Source organism: Eubacterium sp. AM05-23 (assembly GCF_003477535.1).
Taxonomy (GTDB): domain Bacteria; phylum Bacillota; class Clostridia; order Eubacteriales; family Eubacteriaceae; genus Eubacterium; species Eubacterium maltosivorans.
This window is the reverse complement of record NZ_QUDF01000002.1, coordinates 222985-242214: the sequence shown is the minus strand read 5'-3', so window position 1 is coordinate 242214 and position 19230 is coordinate 222985. Positions and strand designations below refer to the sequence as shown.

Here is a 19230-nt window from a genome sequence, read left to right as displayed (position 1 = left end):
TCAAGCTTGTAGGTGTATTATACCGGGCGCTGGTCAATGCCGCAAACCGCGGGTTTGCCGGATAATTCGTCCAAAAAGAGTAAAATATGGCTTTTGAGCGGCGCTTTTCGGGTATTATTTTGCACTTATCCCATAAAAACGCACCAACCCCTTAAAAACAAAAAATAAACAACTTGCTTTTTCATCTTTTCTCAAGCGCAGCCGCCAGCCTCTTTCCCTCCTCTATCTTGCGCCTTATGGTGGCATCCCGGTGCAGATGGCGCACAATCATGCCGTTTTTAAGCTCCAGGCATTTTGCCTCTTTTGCAGGCCCCTGGCCGTTAATTAATTAAATCCAAATTTACCCAGCTGTAAGCATACTTCTCCCCGGCTTTGGTCGATTTGGTCTTAATCTGGATAAAGGTGCATCCCGGGCCGCGGTATATGGGCAGAAGCTGGCTGCCCGGCAGAAGCGCCCGGGCTGCCTTTTCCGCCGCCGCTGTGCTCATGATGTCCCACTCCTCCAGCCATTTTATAAAGGCTGCCTTACTCCGGTAGAATTCCAGCCCCCGCCAGTCCTCAAACCATACCCGCAGGCCGTTGCCTGCTTCCGGGTCTGTAAAAACCTCCACCCAGGCAATCCGGGTCTTTTCCTGAAGCACTGCGTACAAATCTTTTTTATTCATAATAACTCCTTCTCTCTTTTTTTGAGCAAAAAAATAACAGAAAGCAGAAGCTCTCTGTTGGCGGGTGTCAAGCATTATCCCAGTTTCAATATTTCGTTAGGGCGGGCTTAAGCCCGCTTTCTCTTTTGATACAGCGCCGCCAGCGACGACAGCGCAACTGTCAGAAGCCCCAAAGCCGCTCCGGCAGGTGCCGCGCTCCCGGGCGCCAGGTACCAGCCCGTCATGATCAGGGCCGTTAAAACCACCACGGTCAGCTTTGCCAGACGGCTCAGGCGCACGCGCTCCGCCCCGGTCAGCGGCTTGTTCACATGGGCCACCGGCGCTGTGAGCACAATAACCGGCACGCCTAAAACGAGCGCCCCCAGAATAACCGGCAGGTAGTAAAGCGGCGGCAGAAAGGTGATCACTGCCAGAAACACCGAAAAAATGACCGCAAAGCTCAGGATACAGAAAAAATGCGAGGACGCGTGGTACCCTCCCGCGGACTGCCGGAGCACCAAAAAGGTGAGGACAAAGCCCACGCCCCCGGCCACCTGCCCGGTGAGGCCAATCAAAAGCACCACCACCGCCAGATTGATGACCGCGGACAGCAGGAGCTCAAAGCTGTAAATATAGACCTCTCGGTCCTCAGCGTCAATGATGCGGTGGTGGATGAAGGTGGTGGTTAGTTTTTGGGATAGGTTGTGGATCATGGGGGGGCCTCCTGTTTTATAATATTTAATGCCAGAAATTCTGCTTAAGCTTTTCCATATCCATGTCAAAGCAATCCGATAATTCCTGATATTCTTCCTCATCCAACAAGGGTTTCCAGTCTGTGAGCCGGGTTTCGCCTTTTTTGATGGATTGGATGATTTGCCAGGGGGTATGGTTATTGCAAATTTTACTCATCTAATTTAAAAGTTCTTTCTGTTTTTTATTTCATCGTGTAAACAAGAGCAGATAGCATAGTATAATGCTATCTGCTATAAACAAAACACTTATTTATTTTGTCTTACAAAAATTCCTTAATTCAAGCGCTTCCTACAAGATTTCCACCATACAACACGGCAATATTATTGCCAGTAGTTACAGTTCTGATTAATTTAAGCCATCCTGAAACATAAGCTCCACCATACCATCCTTGTCTATAAATATCAGAAGGAATACTGTCTCCTACAGAATAGTTTACCCATTCTTCATGATATACAGTAACAGCGATTCTTGGTTGTATCTCTCCAGTTTGTATTGTTGTTGTTTCTTCATTGGTTACTTTTTCATTTGCAAATGCCGGCATCATTAGTGTCGTCATAATCAACAAAACAGCTACCAAAGAAACTGACAGTTTCTTACTTAGTTTCATTGTTTTTTCCTTTCTTATCATATTTTTTATATTTCTTCTGTATATTATTTACTTCCCATTGGAATCACCCCTCTATCAAGTTATACATTTGGAACTTATTTTTTATATTTCGCCATTCCTTCCGGTTCTTTTGGCTGATAGAATCCAAAACAAGCTGCGGCATTAGATGTGAAAATTCCCATTTCTAAAGCCAAAAATACAAACAAAGGACCAATCTGCATCAACGCCTTTTTTACTTTACTTTTCATTTTTATTACCTCTTTTCAAATTTCTATAAAAAAGCTATCTCTAAATTAGGATAATTTAAAGATAGCATGATTTCGTTTTCTTATAAAGGGGGTTCGCATAATTGACGGTTTATCTCGCAGAATTAACAGGGTCTTTAAGGTTTAAATTGATCATCAGATAAAACCAGCCATTCTTAATCTCATAATCCATCGTCCCATCATATTGTTTTGTTAACTGATATATTGTTTTAAGACCAAAGCCATGGTTCACCTGATCTTTTTTCGTTGTAATCAACCCATCTGAATCTTTAACTGGTTCTTTATCAATAGTATTTTTAATGTCGAGCAAAAGCATCTCCCCTATTTTACGTAAGCTTAATATGATTTCTCCCTGTCCACAGGGCATTTTCTCACATGCCTCTAATGCATTATCCAATGCGTTTCCTAAAATAACACACAAATCCATCTCATCAACAAGCAACTCTTTTGGTAAAGAAATTTTCATATCAAACTGTATATTTTTTTCAAGGGCTTTAGTCTTTTTATCATTAACAACAGCATCAATTGCAGGATAGCCAGTACTGTAAGTAAGTTGTTTTATTGTGTGTATTTGCCTATCAACATATTGTTTAGCGGCATTTACATCTCCTATATCCAAATATCCTGAAAGCGCAATAAAAGCATTTTTCAAATCATGACGTATTTTTCTCGTCTCTTCATTTGAGGATTCTAAACTCTGATAATAAGTACGTTGATTTTCGATTTGCTGCTTCAAAAAAAGCTCCTTCAGGCTCTGTTCTTCAAGCTCTTCCTCCTTTTTAAAAAAGATAAATGAATAGATATTCCCAATAAAAAGGCCCGCAATCCCAATTAAACACATCATTATACTAAAAGGATTTTCCATATCACTAAAACTGAGTAATTGATACAATAAAACAATACTGGCCAAAGGAAGTACTAAAAGATAAATAGTTTTTTTGATAAATAGTTTACTAAAGTCTGTTTTGTTACGAACGTACACAAAACTCACAAAACATAAAATTAAAAACTTTGTTAAAAGATTGCCCATCAACATTAAATCAGCAGTAAAGCGAATCGTTTCGATATTTTCGCCACTTAAGAACATCAGTATGTATATAGCCAGTACATCGCACAAAGCCATGACCACACAAAAAACCAGCGTCGCAACTAGACTGATCTTTACGGGAACACGATAGATAAAAAACATCAAAAGGCAGGCCGCTGCAGTGAATGAAATCAACAGCAGTGGATTTTTCACAAAGACAAGGGAAATTAAAATCCAAAGGCTTACCAGCGTGACTTCAAGCACAATCCAGCGCCGTTTAATCTTTTTCTCCCGTGAAAAGGCACGTACCCAATAATAAATCAAAACCGCCTCAAACACGGCCGCAAAGATTTGTACCCATATCTCCTTCATATCAAATGCCTACTTTGCTTTGATAGTCTAAATGGGCTTTTTTTGCTTCATTTTTATATTTTCTGCTGACCGGCAGCGGTTCTTCCCGATCTTTTAAAAACACCTTATCACTGAGGAACTTATTAATATACTGCATATTAATGAGATAGCTCTGATGGATACGGATAAATCCATGAACGGCGAGCCGCTCTTCTTCTTCATTCAGCTTTCCGACAATTTTATAATCTTTATCCTTTGTATGGATAATCACACTCCAGCTTTGGGATTCTAAATAAATGAGCGCTGTTATTGGAACACTCATTCTGACACTGTTATACTCAAAATTATATTTTTGTTTTTTTAGAACATACTGCGCCAGCGCCCTGTCTATTTCCTCCTGAAAAAGAGAATCATCTAAAGGCTTTTTCAGATATTGAAAAGCATCTAACCGAAACGCATGGGAAACATAGGCATCATAAGAGGTCACATAGATTAACAGGGTTGCTTCAAACATTGTTTTTAAACGGGCTCCGAGGGTAATTCCGTCCATATCCGGCATCTCAATATCCAGAAAGACCAGATCAAAAGGTTTTTTCTCTGCCTCCTCCAGAAGCGCCTGGCCTTTTTCAAAAATATGTATTTCCGGCTCAAATGGCTTCCCATTAAAATAAGCTTCCAGCCTCTTTTCTATATCCTGTCTGAAATAGGCTTCATCATCACACACACCAATACGAAACATTTTTAAAACCTCCTCTCACCATCTATTGATTTACGCTTTATTCTATTATAACATTTCCAACTTATAAAAGATATCGATATATTTTTTAAACATATAGAAAAAGACAGAAAGCCTGTGCTTCCTGCCTTTTCTGTAATTTACTCATTATTTATAAAAGCGTTTATGTCACTTTCTCAAAATAAGCCCGGACTCTGTTTTCATCGGGCACCAGCTCCGCGCGGTCTATACGATATTCGATTCCCTGGTCCTTAACCGATTCATTGAGGGCTGACAAATCGTTTTTTACCTGTTCATTATACACATCCCAGGATTCATAGTATTTTAGAACGTAGGTTTCCTTATTAATTCGCCTGTAGGTGGCGTCGACCCTTGAATCGGAGCTGGGCACGCCTGCTGTATAGCTGATATCGCTCAGAACAAATTCCGCTTTATTCGGGTCCACAAGCGCATTCATTGTCTCCAGATCCTTTTGGTATTCTGACCGGAACGCCTTGATGTTTTCGTACTGTTTAAAAATCGCACTCTGATTGTTCTCTACCTGTTCTTCCATGGTTTTTTCCGCTTTGTCTTCTTTCTGTACGTCTTTTTTATCCGGCGTGCATCCTGACAACGGCAAAGACAAAATAAGCAATGCCAGCATTGCTGCGAACAATTTCTTTTTCATTTTTTCTCCCTTCCTTCGGGTTTTATCCCTAAAAATCTCGGGCACTCCAAAGCTTACTTTTTTAGATGAGACCTCTCGCTTTATTTTAATCAAATATAACATCTTTGTACCTACTGTAAAACCCCCTTCGCAAAATTAACCGTCTATCTTGCAATATTGACCGGAATTATTTTTTTAAACGGCTTTGTCTTTGCTCATCCACCTCCTAAGAATGATACTTTTTCATTATATAAACAACTTGTATACACACCGAAATTAAAATAACCGAAAAGAAAACAGCTCCTTTCCCTTACCGCTTTTCCTCAATCCTCCTACAAAGAAAATGCCCGGCCATCACAATGACAAAAAACAGGATAACGGGAATAAAAAACTGGAAAAACACCACAAAACCGGGCTGGCCTTTAAGTCCCGTCTCGGCAGGGCCAAAAAGCATCTCGTTAATTTGATAAAGAGGCTTCCTGAGCCAGTGAAACAGCCGGTAGTTTATTATAATATCCGCTACGATGATAACGCTGTAAACGATCCAGCTGATCCTCTTTTTTGCTTTATCGTGCATCGTATAACACCCCCTGGGCTCAACCCTTTAAATTTCTCCGTCCACTTTTTCATAGTAAGCCCGGATATTTTCCTGCTCTGGGACAAGCTCTGCGATGGTTGGCTTATAGGTGGCACCCTGATCTCTGACGCTCTCGTTCAGGGCTGCCAGATCGCTTTCTTTTAACGCGCCGTATGCTTCAAAAGAGTCGTAATACTTCAGCACATATTTGTCTTTATCGATTTTTTTGTAGGTTGCTTTTACCTTTGACGTATTTTTTGTTGCAGTTTGCAGATTCTCGTACTCAAGGTTTTTAAGCACAATGTCATACTTCTTTGGGTCCACAAGGCCATTCATGGTTCTCAGGTCATTCTGATACACGGCTCTGAAGGCTTTGATATTATCGTATTCTTTAAATATGACGCTTCTGTTATTCTGAACCTGCTCCTCAATACTCCTCTCGGACAGGGGAATTTCCTCGCCCTTATCCTCCTCTGCCGAGCAGCCCAAAAGGGATAAACAGCAGACAGACAACAATACAAGCGCTGCTAATAATTTCTTTTTCATTTTTTACCTCTCATCGCTTTAACCTCTACAGGGCTTTGGCTTTCTTTCGAAAGCTTTCTGCTAGAAAAAACAGGTAATAGCCCATCACCAAAAGGGATATGATCGTAAATGACGGCACCCGGACAAAAAACAGCAGCTTCACACCCAGTCCGCCCAAGCCAGTGTAATAGACTGTCCAAAATACATTGGGAACCACGAAATTGACCGCCAATATTCCTTTTGCCCACTTTGTGCCATATATATCTCGGGGAATGGTATGCAAGCCTGCCAGCAGGATTCCAATAACTGGGTACAGCAACAGAGTAAAAATAAAAAGAAAATTTCCATAGGCCAGCGTGGTGGCGCTTGGCCTGTAATACTCATACCAGTGCACAGTTACCAGTGTTAAAATGATATACGGCACTGCCGCCAGGTAGACGAAGCATATTTTATTTTTCATAACGCTCTCCTCCAGTCTAAAGCACGGTTCCCACTTCCCTACCACTTATAAAAGCACGTCATCTGGTCCACAAAAAAGTGGTTGATAATGAGCTGATTTTGACCTACCTTAAAATGAAAGAATTTTTGCAGCTCATAAATATAAGGGAGGGTATTTACATCGGGGTTAAAATAAATGACGGCAGCCACTTCATCAGGGATATTTTCTCTCAGCCGTTCCCGGTATTCTGAAAAAAATTCTTCCGCGTAAGCTTTTGCCGGTTTGGATAATTTCTGGTACTGCATAGGAGCATCTCCTTTCATATTTAAAAACACTTTTTAAGGGGGCGGTATTTTACCCATGGCTCATGGTTCTTCGGACCGCTCCTTTTTGAGGTCCCACCGGTAAAACAGATAGATGAGTACCGTCACATTGATGGCAAGGGTCCAGGCTGGCACCATTTCCAAACCTCCGTTGTATCCCAGATACGCAATCGTGGGGTTATTTAAGATGTAGGACAAGGATGTAAAAACAAAACTGATGACTGTGCCAACCATAAAATGTAAATAATAGGCGATCAGCGGCGACAGCGCGCAGATCACCACCCGTTTCGCACATGCTTTTTCACAGCGTCTCACCCTTTCTCAGGCTTATAACAAGCAAATACAGATAGTAACCAAAGAGCAAAAAAGAAATCTGATAAAAATATCGGACGTCAAAGAAAACAAAAATCTGGAGGATGCCCAGCAGAAAGAGCCCCAGCAGAACAACCAGATTGACAATAATGATGATTCGCGCGCTTTTCTGAGCATAGGTGCCCGGGGAAATATCCATCAGGCGGGCGGTCGCCAGACCGCAGAAAATAAAAAGAATGTATTCCAGAAAGTAAAAGCTGTTCAGTGTTACGGCTGCGTACAGCTTCACATTCCAGTTGCAGATAACAAGGAGCAGGACAAAATACGGAATCAGCGCAATGCGCACAAGATCGGCTTTCATTTCGGCTTCCTTTCTGCCTTTTCAGGCTTTATAAAAATTCTTTTTTCAGTTTCTATGTCTGTTTTTTGAGGGCAACTGAAAACAGAATAAAGGCAACATTGAATGAACACGTTTAAAATCAACAATAGCGCAACCGTTATTTAATTTAACTCCATTATATCACCTTTATCTTTGAAAAGATATAAGTAAAAAATGCAAATTTTTGTATTAAAAAACCGCCGCCGGTTTTAAAGATAACCGGACGGCGGTTTTGGACCTGTCCTCTATTCATAAATCTGCAGCAGCATGGGCACAAACAGGATGCCCACATCCTCGGGCTCACGGGCGATCCAGTCCAGCAGTATGCTTGACAGCAGCTGCTTCTGCGGCTTGGTCATGGACGGATCGTGGACAATGCTTTCCAAACTGTTTAAGGCCATCTTACATTCGACCTGTTTTTCCTCAGGCAGCTCCAGCAACATATTGTCAAAACCGTCCCAGGCTGTGCCGTAGTCGGTCTCCCGGGCGATCTCTGGATCGGCGCCCTGGGTCTCGAAGGCTGCAGGATACAGAATATTTTCTTCCCGGGCATCGCCCTCCGCCCTGCATCCCAGGCCAGTATAGCGTCTGGTTCTCTGCTTCAGAAGCCTAAGAACCGTCTCATAGGAGGCTTCCCTGACTTCGCCGGTTTCGATGACTGAGAGACCCGTGTATTTTTTTAATAATTCTGAATACGTGTTTTCCGAGTAATCTTCCAGATATCTGGCAAAAATGCATTGCAGCATGTCCTGATAAACTGCTTTTTCCTGTGGCTGCATATCGGCTCCTCCTTGATTAGAACTATTTCTATTATACAATGGTTTTACCCATTTCTCAAGCCACTCAACGCTCCTTACTAAAGGTTGTACAAAACCAGTGAAAAGTAGGTCACAATGTTCTGTCCGCAGTCGTAATCCATTCCCTGCTGGGCTGCCATCTGCATAATCATGATGCCGTGACTTTCTATGGTTTTAAAGGCCCGCTCAGGGTGGCGGCAGGGCGCGTCTGGATAGGTGCAGCGCTCACAGGGGATACAGCCGGTCGACAAAATGAGCGGATTTTCGGTTTCCTGCCGGAATATCTGGGCGATCTCGTAGGTAATGGCCTCATGGTCGCCTCTGGCCTCAACGCAGGCCTTGAGGTCGAAGGAATCCGCAACCTCGGTAACGGTTGAGAAGAGAAAGCCGTGCTCATAAGCCTGGCACTGGGCAATGCACGTCTCAATGCTGCCGATCACTGGCGGGCATACCCAGCGCCTTCCGTACATACCGCAGTCGTTCATTTCGCAGATGGTGCGCACATCCTGAGTAAAAATAATGTCCTTTACCGGAAAAAAGGCATAGTCGTAAAGGGGCATTTCCAACAGCCGCGCCTCGATTTTTTCTTGTCTGGTCACTTTCCGCCTCCTCTATACATGTAGTTTTTTCTTCAGGTATGCCTTGGTGCGGTCGGGCACCCCGTGGTAAATGCCCATGAGCAGGGCGATAATACAGATACCAGACACAGCGACGATCAGAGACCAGGTAAAGCGCAGATGCCCCAGCAGGTTATAGGCAATCACGCCGTCTATCCCCAGGCACAGCATAACGCTGAAAGCAATCAAAAACACTGGAACATAAATGAACTGATTCCGGTGGCGGTTCTTTTTATAGATGATGCCAAAAACCAAAAGGTCGATAAAAAGAATCGTCACGATCGGCATGGCGTAATTTACAAACCAGTCTCCCGAGCCGCCCACAATCGTATAAATAATGGAACCCAGAAGCAGCGTGGTAAAATAGCAGCCCAGAAGATTCACCAGCGCCGGCAGATAATTAAAGCAAAACATCAGGTACAGCGCCAGCGAAACGGACGAAATCATAATAATCTGAGTAATGGTCGGGTTAAAAGGGATAAACCAGTATAACACCATATTAATTAAAAATACTGCCGCCACAATAATTTCCAACGCGTAAAAAATCTGGTTTTTCTTTTCCAGATGGTCCTCAGGATAGGTGTTGACCGCCAGGGGATAACGCTTTTCACCTTTTGGCTCCTCGCCGATATCGGGGATTGGAAAATCGCACAGCGGGCAGTTTTTGACGTTGTTATCGACCTCAACGCCGCATTTTGGACAATAGGCCATTAGGCATCCTCCCTTTCGACTTCGTAATAATTAATCTGGTTCCCCTCAATTCTGACCGGGATTCCCAGCTTTCGCAGCTTTCTGAAAAAAATCCGCTCGATGTCCTTTTCTCCGGTGGTCTTTCCAAAGGAGATATACAGCTTATCGCCATAGCTTGCCATGACGATTTTCAGCTGGTTTCCGGCGCTGGGCGGCGGGAATATCTCGAACCCGGTAATCCGGTCCCGGACTTCTTCGGGCATCCAGATGCTTCCCAGATTGCTGACGGAGCTGGTATAGCTCCTTTCGCCGTAGCGCTTATACACAATGGGCATAATCACGCGTTTTACCCACAGGGGAATCACGCGCAATACCATAAGCTCCTCGTTGCGCACGTTTCTGGAAACATAGCGGTTGATATTTTTCCGGTTAATATACAGGCCCATATAACCCTTGATCTGGTCGATAATCTCTTCCAGGCTGTAAACCCCCAGCTGCATATCAATGGCCGGGTTCAGGCTGATGAAGAAATTCCGCAGGGTTTTGGACGGAAAAAAGGCTCGCAGGTCCACCGGCACATTGATGGCGATATTGGCCTTGGTATGGCCGGACCGGGCGCGTTTCTTTTTCTCAAGGCCCAGGATATATTCCTGGATGCTCTCAAAGTAAAGGGCTGTGATAAACTGTGTGAGGGTACATTTATGGGCCCTTGACTGCGCCAGCACCTCTTTTACTGGTACGATGCCGGTCAGCAGCAGGTACTGCCCCTTGTCCAGCAGGCCAAAAGGGAAATGGTAGGCCTTCTCTCCCTTTTGCGGCGGCGGAACCTTTCGCTCATAATATTTTTTAAAGGCATCCTCATATTCCTCGGGGTCTACCGGACTGTTAATGTCAATGATGTCGCCCAGATTCTTACAGACAATGCCGTCCTTTACTTTAAAATATTCTAATACAAGCGGCTTTAAAAAAGCTAAACCGCCATAGCCGTCGCAGATGGAGTGGCTCATTTCCAAATGGATATAACGGCCATAGTACAGAATCCGGAAGGGAAATACGCCCTTTCGCTGACGAATGGTTTTGCAGGGATAGTGGGACTCTTTTTCAACCAGGGGGCGATTTTCGGAATGATCGTAGTAATACCAGAAAAAGCCCCGGCGCAGCGTGACGTTAAAGTACGGAAAGCGCACCATCACGTTGTCCAGAGCTTTTTGCAGGGCCTCGGGGTCCACCTCCTCGGTGAGCCCCAGTGTCATCCGAAACACGGTCGATACCCTGGAGGACGCAATGGAGGAATACAGCGTTCCCGCATTGTCCAGCTTGTACCATCCCTTTCTGGGTTGTCTGTCTGCCATTGTCAACTGCCGACGATCAGGCCGTAGGCGCTGCGGCTGGGCTTTGGAACGCCCGCCTCTGATATGCTGAGCCCTGCCCCTTCGGTTTCCTTTGAGAATATTTTAAAGATCTGGATGCCCTGCTGCAGATCCCAGCCCTTTTCGCCTGGAAACAGCTCGGTGCTCTCTTCCATTTTAAATTCTTCTCTGATGGCGTTAAACATGGCTTCTCTGGCGGCGGCACAGCTAAAGTTGCAGAGCTCCATGGTAATGTACTGGTCCAGTACCTTTTTGCGGTCAACGCAGAAAGCTTCGATCTCTGGCCCGCAGGATACAATGTTGGGGAAAACAAAGTTTTCCCGCTTCAGAAGCTCCACAATCTCCCCGCTCTTAAAGGCCAGTCCGTCAATGGTAAATACCTCGCTGTCCACCATCTGGATCTCAGCCCGTTTATACATGGCCACAGGGCGGATGTAGGGGCTTGCGGTTTCGATGATCTCGAATATCCGCTTTGAACGCTTCGACTCCTTCTCCATGCGGATATGCGTGAAAAAGGCGTCGACGTCGAGTTCAAAGGGGATATCTTTTAATACTCTTGCTTTATTCATTTTAGTAAGCGCGGGCGAAATAAGCCATTTTCTTGGCGGGCTTGCCGCAGCAGACGCATTTGCCCTCGCCGATTACTTCCTGCTCATCGTCGAATGGAACGCAGCGGACACTGGCGCCGGTTTCGTCCTTGATTTTGTCTTCGCAGGCGCGGTCCTCACACCACATGGCTTTGATAAAGCCTGGGTTTTCCTTAAGATTTTTCTTAAACTCGTCCATATCCACTGCGGTCGATGTTTTTTCCTCGCGCATCTTGAGGGCGCGGTCGAACAGGTTCTGCTGAATTTCGTCCAGCAGGGTGCGGACAGCTTCTGCGATCCCCTCCAGCGCTGCCTGCACTTTTTCGCCGGTGTCGCGGCGGGCCAGGACGCACTGTCCGTTTTCAATATCACGCGGTCCGATTTCCAGTCGAATCGGCACACCTTTCATTTCCCACTGGTTAAACTTCCAGCCTGGGGAATTGCTGTCGCTGTCGTCCAGCTCCACGCGGAATTCTGTGCCCAAAATATCCTTGAGCTCATAGGCTTTGTCAAGGACGCCTTCCTTGTGCTGGGCAACGGGGATAATGACGAGCTGGGTCGGCGCGATGCGCGGCGGAAGAACCAGCCCGTTGTCGTCGCCGTGCACCATGATAATACCACCGATCAGGCGGGTGGATACACCCCAGGAGGTGTGGTATGGATAGGCCTGTTCATTATTTCTGTCCAGATAGGTAATGTCAAAGGCTTTGGTGAAGTGCTGTCCGAGGTTATGGGAGGTGCCGGACTGCAGAGCCTGCCCATCGTGCATCAGGGCTTCCATGGTATAGGTTGCGGCAGCGCCGGCAAATTTTTCTTTTTCGCTTTTCTGGCCTACGACAACTGGAATGGCCATAATGTCCTCTGCCACTTCACGGTAGATGTTTAACATCTGCATGGTTTCTTCCTGGGCTTCCTCTGGGGTTTCGTGCAGGGTATGGCCTTCCTGCCACAGGAACTCAGAGGTTCTCAGGAAAGGTCTTGTGGTTTTTTCCCAGCGCACGACAGAGCACCACTGGTTGTATAAAAACGGCAGCTGTCTGTAGGAGTGCAGCCATTTTGCGTACATGCTGCAAATGATGGTTTCGGAGGTTGGACGCACACAGAGGGGCTCCGCCAGCTCTTTGTCGCCGCCCTTAGTGACCCAGGCAACCTCGGGCGCAAAACCCTCGACGTGTTCTGCTTCTTTTTTCAGCAGGCTTTCTGGAATCAGCAGCGGGAAGTACATATTTTTATGACCGGTCGCTTTAAAGCGTTCGTCATAGGCTTTCTGAATGTTCTCCCAGATGGCGTAGCCATAAGGGCGGATGACCATAAACCCCTTGACTGGGGAGTAGTCACACAATTCTGTTTTAGAGATAACGTCTGTATACCACTGTGGAAAGTCAACTTCCATTGGTGTAATTTCTTTAACCTGATTATTTTGTTTTTTACCCATTGTAAAATCCTTTCGTATTCAAACTCACATGAAACTATTATAACACAATTGGCGTGGCTTAAAAATGCAGAAATTAAAAAAAGTGCCATGGAACAGGCCCATAGCACTTTGTTTTCTGTGTTTTATAAAAGTTAAATTATTTAACTTCTACGCTACCGCCAACTTCTTCAATCTTAGCTTTGATTTCGTCAGCTTCTTCTTTGGTAACGCCTTCTTTAAGCGGCTTTGGAGCTTCGTCAACAACTGCTTTAGCTTCTTTTAAGCCTAAACCTGTTAATTCACGAACAACTTTGATAACTTTGATTTTCTGGTCGCCAGCAGCAGCTAAAACAACGTCGAATTCAGTTTTTTCTTCAGCAGCAGGAGCAGCGCCACCAGCAGCAGGAGCAGCAGCTACAGCTACAGGAGCAGCAGCGCTAACGCCAAATTCTTCTTCTAAAGCTTTTACTAATTCAGATAATTCTAATACGGTTAAACCTTTTACGTCTTCAATTAACTGTGTTACTTTTTCACTCATTGTAATATCCTCCAAAATTGTTTAATTATTTTTAATTTTTTAAATCACGGTGCCTAGGCTTATGCCTCTGCGCCTTTCTGTTCTGCGATCGCGTTTAAAGCGACAACTAAACCCTTCAGGTTTGCGTTCAATACGTTTGCGAAACCAGAGATTGGTGCGTTTAAGCCGCCAAGGACTTTTGCAACCAATACTTCGCGTGGCGGTAATTCGGCTAATTCCTTAACGCCAGCTACATCTAAAACCTTACCTTCGACAACGCCTGCTTTAATTTCCAAAGCTTTGTGTGCTGCCGCAAAATCGTTGATCAGTTTAGCTGGAGCGACTGGATCGTCTTCACAGAATGCGATGGCTGTTGGTCCAACCAAAACATCCAGTAAGCCTTCTACGCCTGCTTCTTTCGCTGCAAAACGCATCATAGAGTTTTTATAAACTTTATAATCGATGTTGTTTTCTCTGGCTTTTTTTCTTAATTCGGTCACTTCTTCTACGTTTAAGCCACGATAGTCAACAACGACTGTACCCTGTGCATTTTTCATTTTATCGGCAATTTCCTGCACGATAGCTTGTTTTGCTTCAATATTTGGCATATTCTTTTCTGCACCTCCTTACGATGTGAAATTTAGTCATATAAAAAGCTCTCTCCACGCAGGTGAAGAGAGCCTATATCATCATGTATATAATGCTCGTGTCTCTTCAGCCTCGGCAGGATGTTTAAACCGCAGTCCCTGCTGTCTATGGATGAACGTTTTATAACTTTTTTACAACATCGAATATTGTATCATTAGTCTGTTTTTATGTCAAGTCAGATTTTTGCTGTATTAATTTTTACACCAGGACTCATTGTGCTTGCAATGGTAACACTTCTGAAGTACTGACCTTTTGCAGCAGCTGGTTTTGCTTTCTTGATGGTTTCCAGAAGGGTTGTCATATTCTGCATGAGCTGTTCTTCTGTAAAAGAAGCCTTACCGATGATTACGTGGATAATGTTTGTCTTATCCAGACGGTATTCAACCTTACCAGCTTTGGTATCCTGGACAGCTTTTGCGATATCCATGGTTACTGTACCGGATTTCGGGTTTGGCATTAAGCCCTTTGGACCTAAAACACGACCCAAACGACCAACCTTGCCCATCATATCTGGTGTAGCAATCATAACATCAAAATCAAACCAATTTTCTTTTTGGATTTTATCAATAATTTCATCTTCGCCAAAGAAATCTGCACCGGCTTCTTCCGCTTCTTTCAGTTTGTCACCTTTGGCGACAACTAAAACTTTTACGGTATTACCAGTACCATTCGGCAGTACAATGGCGCCACGAACCTGCTGGTCTGCATGACGGGAGTCAACGCCGAGCTTGATGTGCATTTCAATACTTTCATCAAAGTTAGCGGTAGCCATTTTTTTAACCTGCGCCACTGCGGCGTCAAGGTCAAATAATTCAGCTTTATCAAAACTTTTTAAATTGTCCTGATATTTCTTTCCTCGTTTCATATTTCCTCCTTGTGGTTTTAGCGGTTTCCCTCCCACTTAAGGTGTTTCTACCTTCTGAATTCTTATTCTTCTACAGTGATACCCATGCTGCGTGCTGTACCAGCGATCATTCTCATAGCTGATTCAACATTGGCTGCATTAAGGTCAGGCATTTTTAAGGTTGCGATTTCGCGGACCTGGTCCTGAGAAATTTTTGCAACTTTTGTTTTGTTTGGTACGCCGGAAGCTTTATCAATCCCTGCTGCCTTTTTGAGTAAAACGGCTGCCGGTGGAGTTTTTGTGATAAATGTGAAGGAATGATCCTGATATACGGTAATTACTACCGGGATAATCATACCTGCTTCATTTGCTGTTTTAGCGTTAAATTCTTTACAGAAACCCATGATATTTACACCATGCTGACCCAGAGCCGGACCAACCGGTGGAGCTGGAGTAGCTTTACCTGCAGGAATCTGTAACTTGATGAGACCAATTACTTTTTTTGCCATGCTAACACCTCCTTCATTTTTTCATAATTGAAGAATAGTTTTCCCTTAAGTGTTCTTAATTTTTTGTATTTGTTCAAATTCCAGTTCAGTCGGGGTTTCCCGTCCAAACATGGAAATATTGACCTTAACTTTTGATTTTTCCAGATTTATCTCTTCGATAACTCCGGCAAAACCTTCAAATGGTCCATCCACAACATTGACTTCATCACCGACCTCAAGGTCGATCTGAATGGCCTGCTGCTTGATGCCCATATTTTTGAGTTCGGCTTTGGTTAATGGAACGGGCTTGGAGGCCGGGCCGACAAAGCCGGTTACACCACGCGTGTTACGTACAACGTACCAGGAATCATCGGTCATAAACATCTTGACCATAACGTATCCCGGAAAGAGCTTTTTCTCTCTTACGACGCGCTTGCCGTCCTTTGTTTCGACAACTTCCTGTACAGGAACCTGTACTTCGAGGATCTGATCCTCCATATGTCTGTTTTCGACCGTTGCTTCAATACTCGCCTTTACCTTGTTCTCATATCCTGAGTAGGTGTGGGCAACGTACCATTCTGCCTGGCCACTGTTTTCATATTCCATGATTATCCCTCAGTACTATTTAAGTCCAATAAGTAGAGCGGCCAATGCACCAAGACCTGAATCAATAATCCAAATCAAAAATGTGAAGATTGCGACAAAGCCGGCCACAAAGCCAGAGCTCTTTGCCAATTCTTCTTTTGTCAGCCAGTTGACCTTTTTAAGCTCAGAGAAAACTCCCTTAACAAAGTCAAGCATGCGGACAAAGATATTTGGCTTTTTCTTTTTGTCAGATTTCTTGGTATTCTTTTTATCTTTACTGTCAGTGCTCTTTTTGTCATCCTTGGCAACACTCGTCTTTTTTGATTCAGCTACCTGTGTCTTTTGGATATTATCATTTTTAGTGTTTGTGTTTTTTGCATTTTTAGACTTTTTTTTCGTCTTAGCTGCCATGATTAATTCCTCTTAGCCAATCCTATTTCGTTTCTTTATGCAGTGTATGCTTTTTACAGAACTTGCAATATTTTTTTTCTTCTAAACGATCCGGATTGTTCTTTTTATTTTTCATTGTATCGTAGTTTCTTTGTTTACATTCCGTACATGCCAAAGTTACTTTAACTCTCAATTACAGCACCTCCTACATCCTTTATTATATACACGAATAACATCATATAGACACACGTTTCCTATTTTCATGGTCACCAGTATAGAATAGCATAAAACGGTGCCCCATGTCAATAAAACAATAAAAAAAGGCGTAACGCCTTTCACATCAAAACACTACAAGCTATTATAGCAGAATCGCCAGGAATAATCAAGCAATAATTCTCAAAGTTTCAGGCCCATTTGATAGCAGTCTGTGGTTCTGCCGTCGATCTCGACAATCTCTGGAAAAGTACCCCAGATTTTAAAACCATATTTAAAGGCCAGGCGCTGCGAACCCAGATTATCAGCAAAAATAACCGCCATCAGGTTTTTGAGTCCCCTTTTCCTGCTCTCGCAAATCACATGCTCCATCAGGCTTGAACCAATGCCGCTGCCCCGAAACTCTGGCGCGATATAATAGCTGATTTCGCAGGCATGTTTGAAGCCCTCCCTGCCGCAGCGGTAAGCGGTCACTGCCATCCACCCGGCTACGATATCGTCCTTCTCGGCCACGTAAATGGGGTGTACACCGTCGCTGTGCTCCTTGAACCAGCCTCTGCGGCTTTCCATGGTAACCGGAGTCAAAAGCGCTGTGACACGCCTTTCCAGAATGGCCGCATTCAGAATATCCAGTATTCTCTGATAATCCTTCTCCTTTGCCAGACGCACCGTGATGCGCTTTTCGGCCGTTTCCAACGTTCTTGTCAATAACAATTCTCCTATTTTCTTCCGATTTTATTTTTATAGGCAATAAAAACTGTCACGGCAAACAGGATCACGATAAATCCGATTGTCGTAATCACAGGTGACAGGACAATCCCCAGCAGAGCGATGATCACCGGCGCCACCAAAACAGCTATAAGCGCCAGTATGGCAATGATGATATATTTTTTAAATTCATCCACAAGCTTTCACCCCTTTACTGTAAGTCGACTTATTTTAGCACAATCCATCTTTGCCCGCAATGCAGAAATTGTTATAATTTTGTATGCTTTCAGCGCGGTATATCCTGCTTTAGCACGATTTGAAAGCCTTCGTCCTCTTTTCCCTTTTCAAAGCAGTAAACCCCTGTCCAGCTGCCGCTGCGGCCGTCGAAAAATTTATACACATAACCCGGATTCAGGATTTCCAGCACACTGATCAGGACATTGATCACCTGAACAGCGCTTCGGATATTTTCGCCGTGGACCGCGGCGCCCTTTTGCTCCTGGGCCAGCTCAAAGGCGTAGGCTGACAGGTGATGGTTCAGAAGCTGCAAAATACGGTCGGCCTGCACCTCATCCATTTTCGCCTCCGGGCTCAGCTCATACGAAAGCTCCAGAGGGTGTGCACTGTAATCCTGAAAAAAATTCAGCATGGCGCCGGCGCTTTGGAGTCGCCCTTCCAGAAATCCTCTCTGATAATTCAGATCCGCCAGCTCTACCGCGTCCGGGCTTCCAGACATGGCCTGGTTGATCTTTTCAATTTCTTGTTTGCAGATCTTATAGGTCCGCTCCAGCTGCTTGGTCTCGTTCTTCAGCTTCTCATCCCTGATTCTCATGTTTTACCTCAAATTCTATGGCTTTACTGCTCGTAATATTTAATCAGCGCCTGAGTCCCCAGATCGCCATAGCCCTCTTTTTCAAGGCTTTCGTACATTTCCAGCACCTTGCCCAGCACCTCTAAATGCGCAGAGGCCTCCTCGGCTTCCTCTCTGGCAATTTTCATATCCTTGATATAATGCTTCACAAAAAAGCCGGGCGCAAAATCGTCTTTCAGGATTCTCGGCGCAGTATTACTCATCTGGAAGCTCCCGGCCGCTCCTGCGCTGATACTGTCAAGCATGGTCTGTTCATCCAGCCCAACGGCCTTCGCATAGGCTAAAGCCTCGCAAACACCGGATACAGCACCTGCAATGGCGATCTGGTTGGCCATTTTGGTGTGCTGGCCTGCTCCCGGGCCGCCTTCATAGATAATATTGGTCCCCATGGCCTCAAAAACTGGCAGACAGGTTTTAAACACGTCTTCGTCGCCACCGACCATAATGGACAGGGTTCCCTTTTCTGCACCCACATCTCCGCCGGATACCGGGGCGTCCAGCGCTGCGATGCCGCGCTTGGCGGCCGCTTCATAGATGCGCTTGGAAAGCTTGGGGCTGGTTGTGGTCATATCGATCAGCACTGCGCCCTCTCTGGCGTTCTCAATAACACCTGTACTGCCGAAATAAACTTCCTCCACATCCTTTGGATAGCCCACAATGGTTATGACCACATCCTTATCTGCCGCGCAGTCCGCTGCGCTGCCGCACCAATGGGCCCCTTCCTGCACCACGGCGTCCGCCTTTGCCTTTGTGCGGTTATAAACCGAAACGTCATAGCCCTTTTTCATCAGGTTTCTGACCATGGACTGCCCCATTACGCCGATTCCGATAAATCCGATCTTCATTTTTATCTCTCCTTATTAAAGCAATTGCCGATATAAAAACCCCGACAAGCTCTGCTTTCGG

31 protein-coding genes and 1 other annotated feature are annotated in these 19230 nt (G+C 44.8%); all 31 genes read right to left on the bottom strand.

What is annotated here, in order from left to right; all coding sequences use genetic code 11:
- Positions 1-320: 320 nt before the first annotated feature.
- Positions 321-665, bottom strand: a complete 345-nt coding sequence (locus tag DW091_RS03405; protein WP_118517399.1) for a hypothetical protein — start codon at positions 663-665, stop codon at positions 321-323.
- Between the two features lie 107 nt (positions 666-772).
- Positions 773-1357: an accessory gene regulator B family protein gene (locus tag DW091_RS03400; RefSeq protein ID WP_158577815.1), complete on the bottom strand. Its 585-nt coding sequence runs from the start codon at positions 1355-1357 to the stop codon at positions 773-775.
- A 25-nt stretch (positions 1358-1382) separates the two neighbouring features.
- Positions 1383-1553, bottom strand: a complete 171-nt coding sequence (locus DW091_RS20005) for a hypothetical protein (RefSeq protein WP_158577814.1) — start codon at positions 1551-1553, stop codon at positions 1383-1385.
- Positions 1554-1674: 121 nt separating this feature from the next.
- Positions 1675-2004 (bottom strand): hypothetical protein, encoded by a 330-nt coding sequence (locus DW091_RS03395; RefSeq protein WP_118517397.1) that lies wholly within the window; start codon positions 2002-2004, stop codon positions 1675-1677.
- A 95-nt stretch (positions 2005-2099) separates the two neighbouring features.
- The gene (locus DW091_RS03390) at positions 2100-2252 is read right to left on the bottom strand and encodes a cyclic lactone autoinducer peptide (RefSeq protein ID WP_082669355.1); all 153 of its coding nucleotides are present in this window, start codon (positions 2250-2252) and stop codon (positions 2100-2102) included.
- A gap of 109 nt (positions 2253-2361) precedes the next feature.
- Positions 2362-3669: a sensor histidine kinase gene (locus DW091_RS03385; protein WP_118517396.1), complete on the bottom strand. Its 1308-nt coding sequence runs from the start codon at positions 3667-3669 to the stop codon at positions 2362-2364.
- Between the two features lies 1 nt (position 3670).
- The gene (locus DW091_RS03380; RefSeq protein WP_096918934.1) at positions 3671-4387 is read right to left on the bottom strand and encodes a LytTR family DNA-binding domain-containing protein; all 717 of its coding nucleotides are present in this window, start codon (positions 4385-4387) and stop codon (positions 3671-3673) included.
- 160 nt (positions 4388-4547) lie between these two features.
- Positions 4548-5051 (bottom strand): hypothetical protein, encoded by a 504-nt coding sequence (locus DW091_RS03375; protein WP_058695418.1) that lies wholly within the window; start codon positions 5049-5051, stop codon positions 4548-4550.
- A 289-nt stretch (positions 5052-5340) separates the two neighbouring features.
- Positions 5341-5607, bottom strand: a complete 267-nt coding sequence (locus DW091_RS03370) for a hypothetical protein (protein WP_118517395.1) — start codon at positions 5605-5607, stop codon at positions 5341-5343.
- Positions 5608-5634: 27 nt separating this feature from the next.
- Positions 5635-6153 (bottom strand): hypothetical protein, encoded by a 519-nt coding sequence (locus DW091_RS03365; protein ID WP_118517394.1) that lies wholly within the window; start codon positions 6151-6153, stop codon positions 5635-5637.
- Between the two features lie 25 nt (positions 6154-6178).
- Positions 6179-6592 carry a hypothetical protein gene (locus tag DW091_RS03360; protein ID WP_118517393.1) on the bottom strand — a complete coding sequence of 138 codons (414 nt, stop codon included), beginning with the start codon at positions 6590-6592 and terminating at the stop codon, positions 6179-6181.
- A gap of 38 nt (positions 6593-6630) precedes the next feature.
- Positions 6631-6876: a hypothetical protein gene (locus tag DW091_RS03355; RefSeq protein ID WP_058695422.1), complete on the bottom strand. Its 246-nt coding sequence runs from the start codon at positions 6874-6876 to the stop codon at positions 6631-6633.
- 60 nt (positions 6877-6936) lie between these two features.
- Positions 6937-7209, bottom strand: coding sequence for a hypothetical protein (locus tag DW091_RS03350; protein ID WP_118517392.1), 273 nt, complete (start codon positions 7207-7209; stop codon positions 6937-6939).
- Entirely contained in the window at positions 7196-7567 is a 372-nt protein-coding gene (locus tag DW091_RS03345; protein WP_118517391.1) for a hypothetical protein, read from the bottom strand. The genes DW091_RS03350 and DW091_RS03345 overlap by 14 nt, the downstream gene beginning before the upstream one ends.
- A 263-nt stretch (positions 7568-7830) precedes the next feature.
- The gene (locus DW091_RS03340) at positions 7831-8364 is read right to left on the bottom strand and encodes a hypothetical protein (protein WP_118517390.1); all 534 of its coding nucleotides are present in this window, start codon (positions 8362-8364) and stop codon (positions 7831-7833) included.
- A 77-nt stretch (positions 8365-8441) separates the two neighbouring features.
- Positions 8442-8981, bottom strand: coding sequence for a DUF2284 domain-containing protein (locus tag DW091_RS03335; RefSeq protein WP_118517389.1), 540 nt, complete (start codon positions 8979-8981; stop codon positions 8442-8444).
- 12 nt (positions 8982-8993) lie between these two features.
- On the bottom strand, positions 8994-9710 hold the full coding sequence (locus DW091_RS03330) for a zinc ribbon domain-containing protein (RefSeq protein WP_058695427.1): 717 nt from the start codon (positions 9708-9710) through the stop codon (positions 8994-8996).
- Complete coding sequence (locus tag DW091_RS03325) at positions 9710-11041, bottom strand: hypothetical protein (RefSeq protein ID WP_118517388.1); 1332 nt, start codon at positions 11039-11041, stop codon at positions 9710-9712. Before DW091_RS03325 ends, DW091_RS03330 begins: the two co-directional genes overlap by 1 nt.
- Positions 11042-11043: 2 nt before the next feature.
- Positions 11044-11628 carry a hypothetical protein gene (locus DW091_RS03320; RefSeq protein WP_058695429.1) on the bottom strand — a complete coding sequence of 195 codons (585 nt, stop codon included), beginning with the start codon at positions 11626-11628 and terminating at the stop codon, positions 11044-11046.
- A gap of 1 nt (position 11629) precedes the next feature.
- Complete coding sequence (gene proS / locus DW091_RS03315; RefSeq protein ID WP_118517387.1) at positions 11630-13081, bottom strand: proline--tRNA ligase; 1452 nt, start codon at positions 13079-13081, stop codon at positions 11630-11632.
- Between the two features lie 136 nt (positions 13082-13217).
- Positions 13218-13598 (bottom strand): 50S ribosomal protein L7/L12, encoded by a 381-nt coding sequence (gene rplL / locus DW091_RS03310; RefSeq protein WP_013381848.1) that lies wholly within the window; start codon positions 13596-13598, stop codon positions 13218-13220.
- 59 nt (positions 13599-13657) lie between these two features.
- Positions 13658-14185 (bottom strand): 50S ribosomal protein L10, encoded by a 528-nt coding sequence (gene rplJ / locus DW091_RS03305; RefSeq protein ID WP_058695431.1) that lies wholly within the window; start codon positions 14183-14185, stop codon positions 13658-13660.
- Positions 14186-14217: 32 nt separating this feature from the next.
- Positions 14218-14354 (bottom strand) — a sequence feature (ribosomal protein L10 leader region).
- 46 nt (positions 14355-14400) lie between these two features.
- On the bottom strand, positions 14401-15090 hold the full coding sequence (gene rplA, locus DW091_RS03300) for a 50S ribosomal protein L1 (RefSeq protein ID WP_058695432.1): 690 nt from the start codon (positions 15088-15090) through the stop codon (positions 14401-14403).
- A gap of 62 nt (positions 15091-15152) precedes the next feature.
- Positions 15153-15578, bottom strand: a complete 426-nt coding sequence (gene rplK / locus DW091_RS03295; protein WP_038352880.1) for a 50S ribosomal protein L11 — start codon at positions 15576-15578, stop codon at positions 15153-15155.
- 45 nt (positions 15579-15623) lie between these two features.
- A complete protein-coding gene (gene nusG, locus DW091_RS03290) occupies positions 15624-16163 on the bottom strand; it encodes a transcription termination/antitermination protein NusG (RefSeq protein ID WP_058695433.1) in 540 nt (179 codons plus the stop codon).
- A 15-nt stretch (positions 16164-16178) separates the two neighbouring features.
- Positions 16179-16553: a preprotein translocase subunit SecE gene (gene secE, locus DW091_RS03285; RefSeq protein ID WP_013381853.1), complete on the bottom strand. Its 375-nt coding sequence runs from the start codon at positions 16551-16553 to the stop codon at positions 16179-16181.
- A gap of 22 nt (positions 16554-16575) precedes the next feature.
- Positions 16576-16725, bottom strand: a complete 150-nt coding sequence (gene rpmG / locus DW091_RS03280; protein ID WP_013381854.1) for a 50S ribosomal protein L33 — start codon at positions 16723-16725, stop codon at positions 16576-16578.
- A gap of 203 nt (positions 16726-16928) precedes the next feature.
- A complete protein-coding gene (locus tag DW091_RS03275; RefSeq protein WP_118517386.1) occupies positions 16929-17453 on the bottom strand; it encodes a GNAT family N-acetyltransferase in 525 nt (174 codons plus the stop codon).
- Positions 17454-17464: 11 nt separating this feature from the next.
- On the bottom strand, positions 17465-17650 hold the full coding sequence (locus tag DW091_RS03270) for a hypothetical protein (RefSeq protein ID WP_058695435.1): 186 nt from the start codon (positions 17648-17650) through the stop codon (positions 17465-17467).
- An 89-nt stretch (positions 17651-17739) separates the two neighbouring features.
- A complete protein-coding gene (locus tag DW091_RS03265) occupies positions 17740-18285 on the bottom strand; it encodes a hypothetical protein (RefSeq protein ID WP_058695436.1) in 546 nt (181 codons plus the stop codon).
- A 23-nt stretch (positions 18286-18308) separates the two neighbouring features.
- On the bottom strand, positions 18309-19169 hold the full coding sequence (locus DW091_RS03260; RefSeq protein WP_058695437.1) for an NAD(P)-dependent oxidoreductase: 861 nt from the start codon (positions 19167-19169) through the stop codon (positions 18309-18311).
- Positions 19170-19230 lie beyond the last annotated feature (61 nt).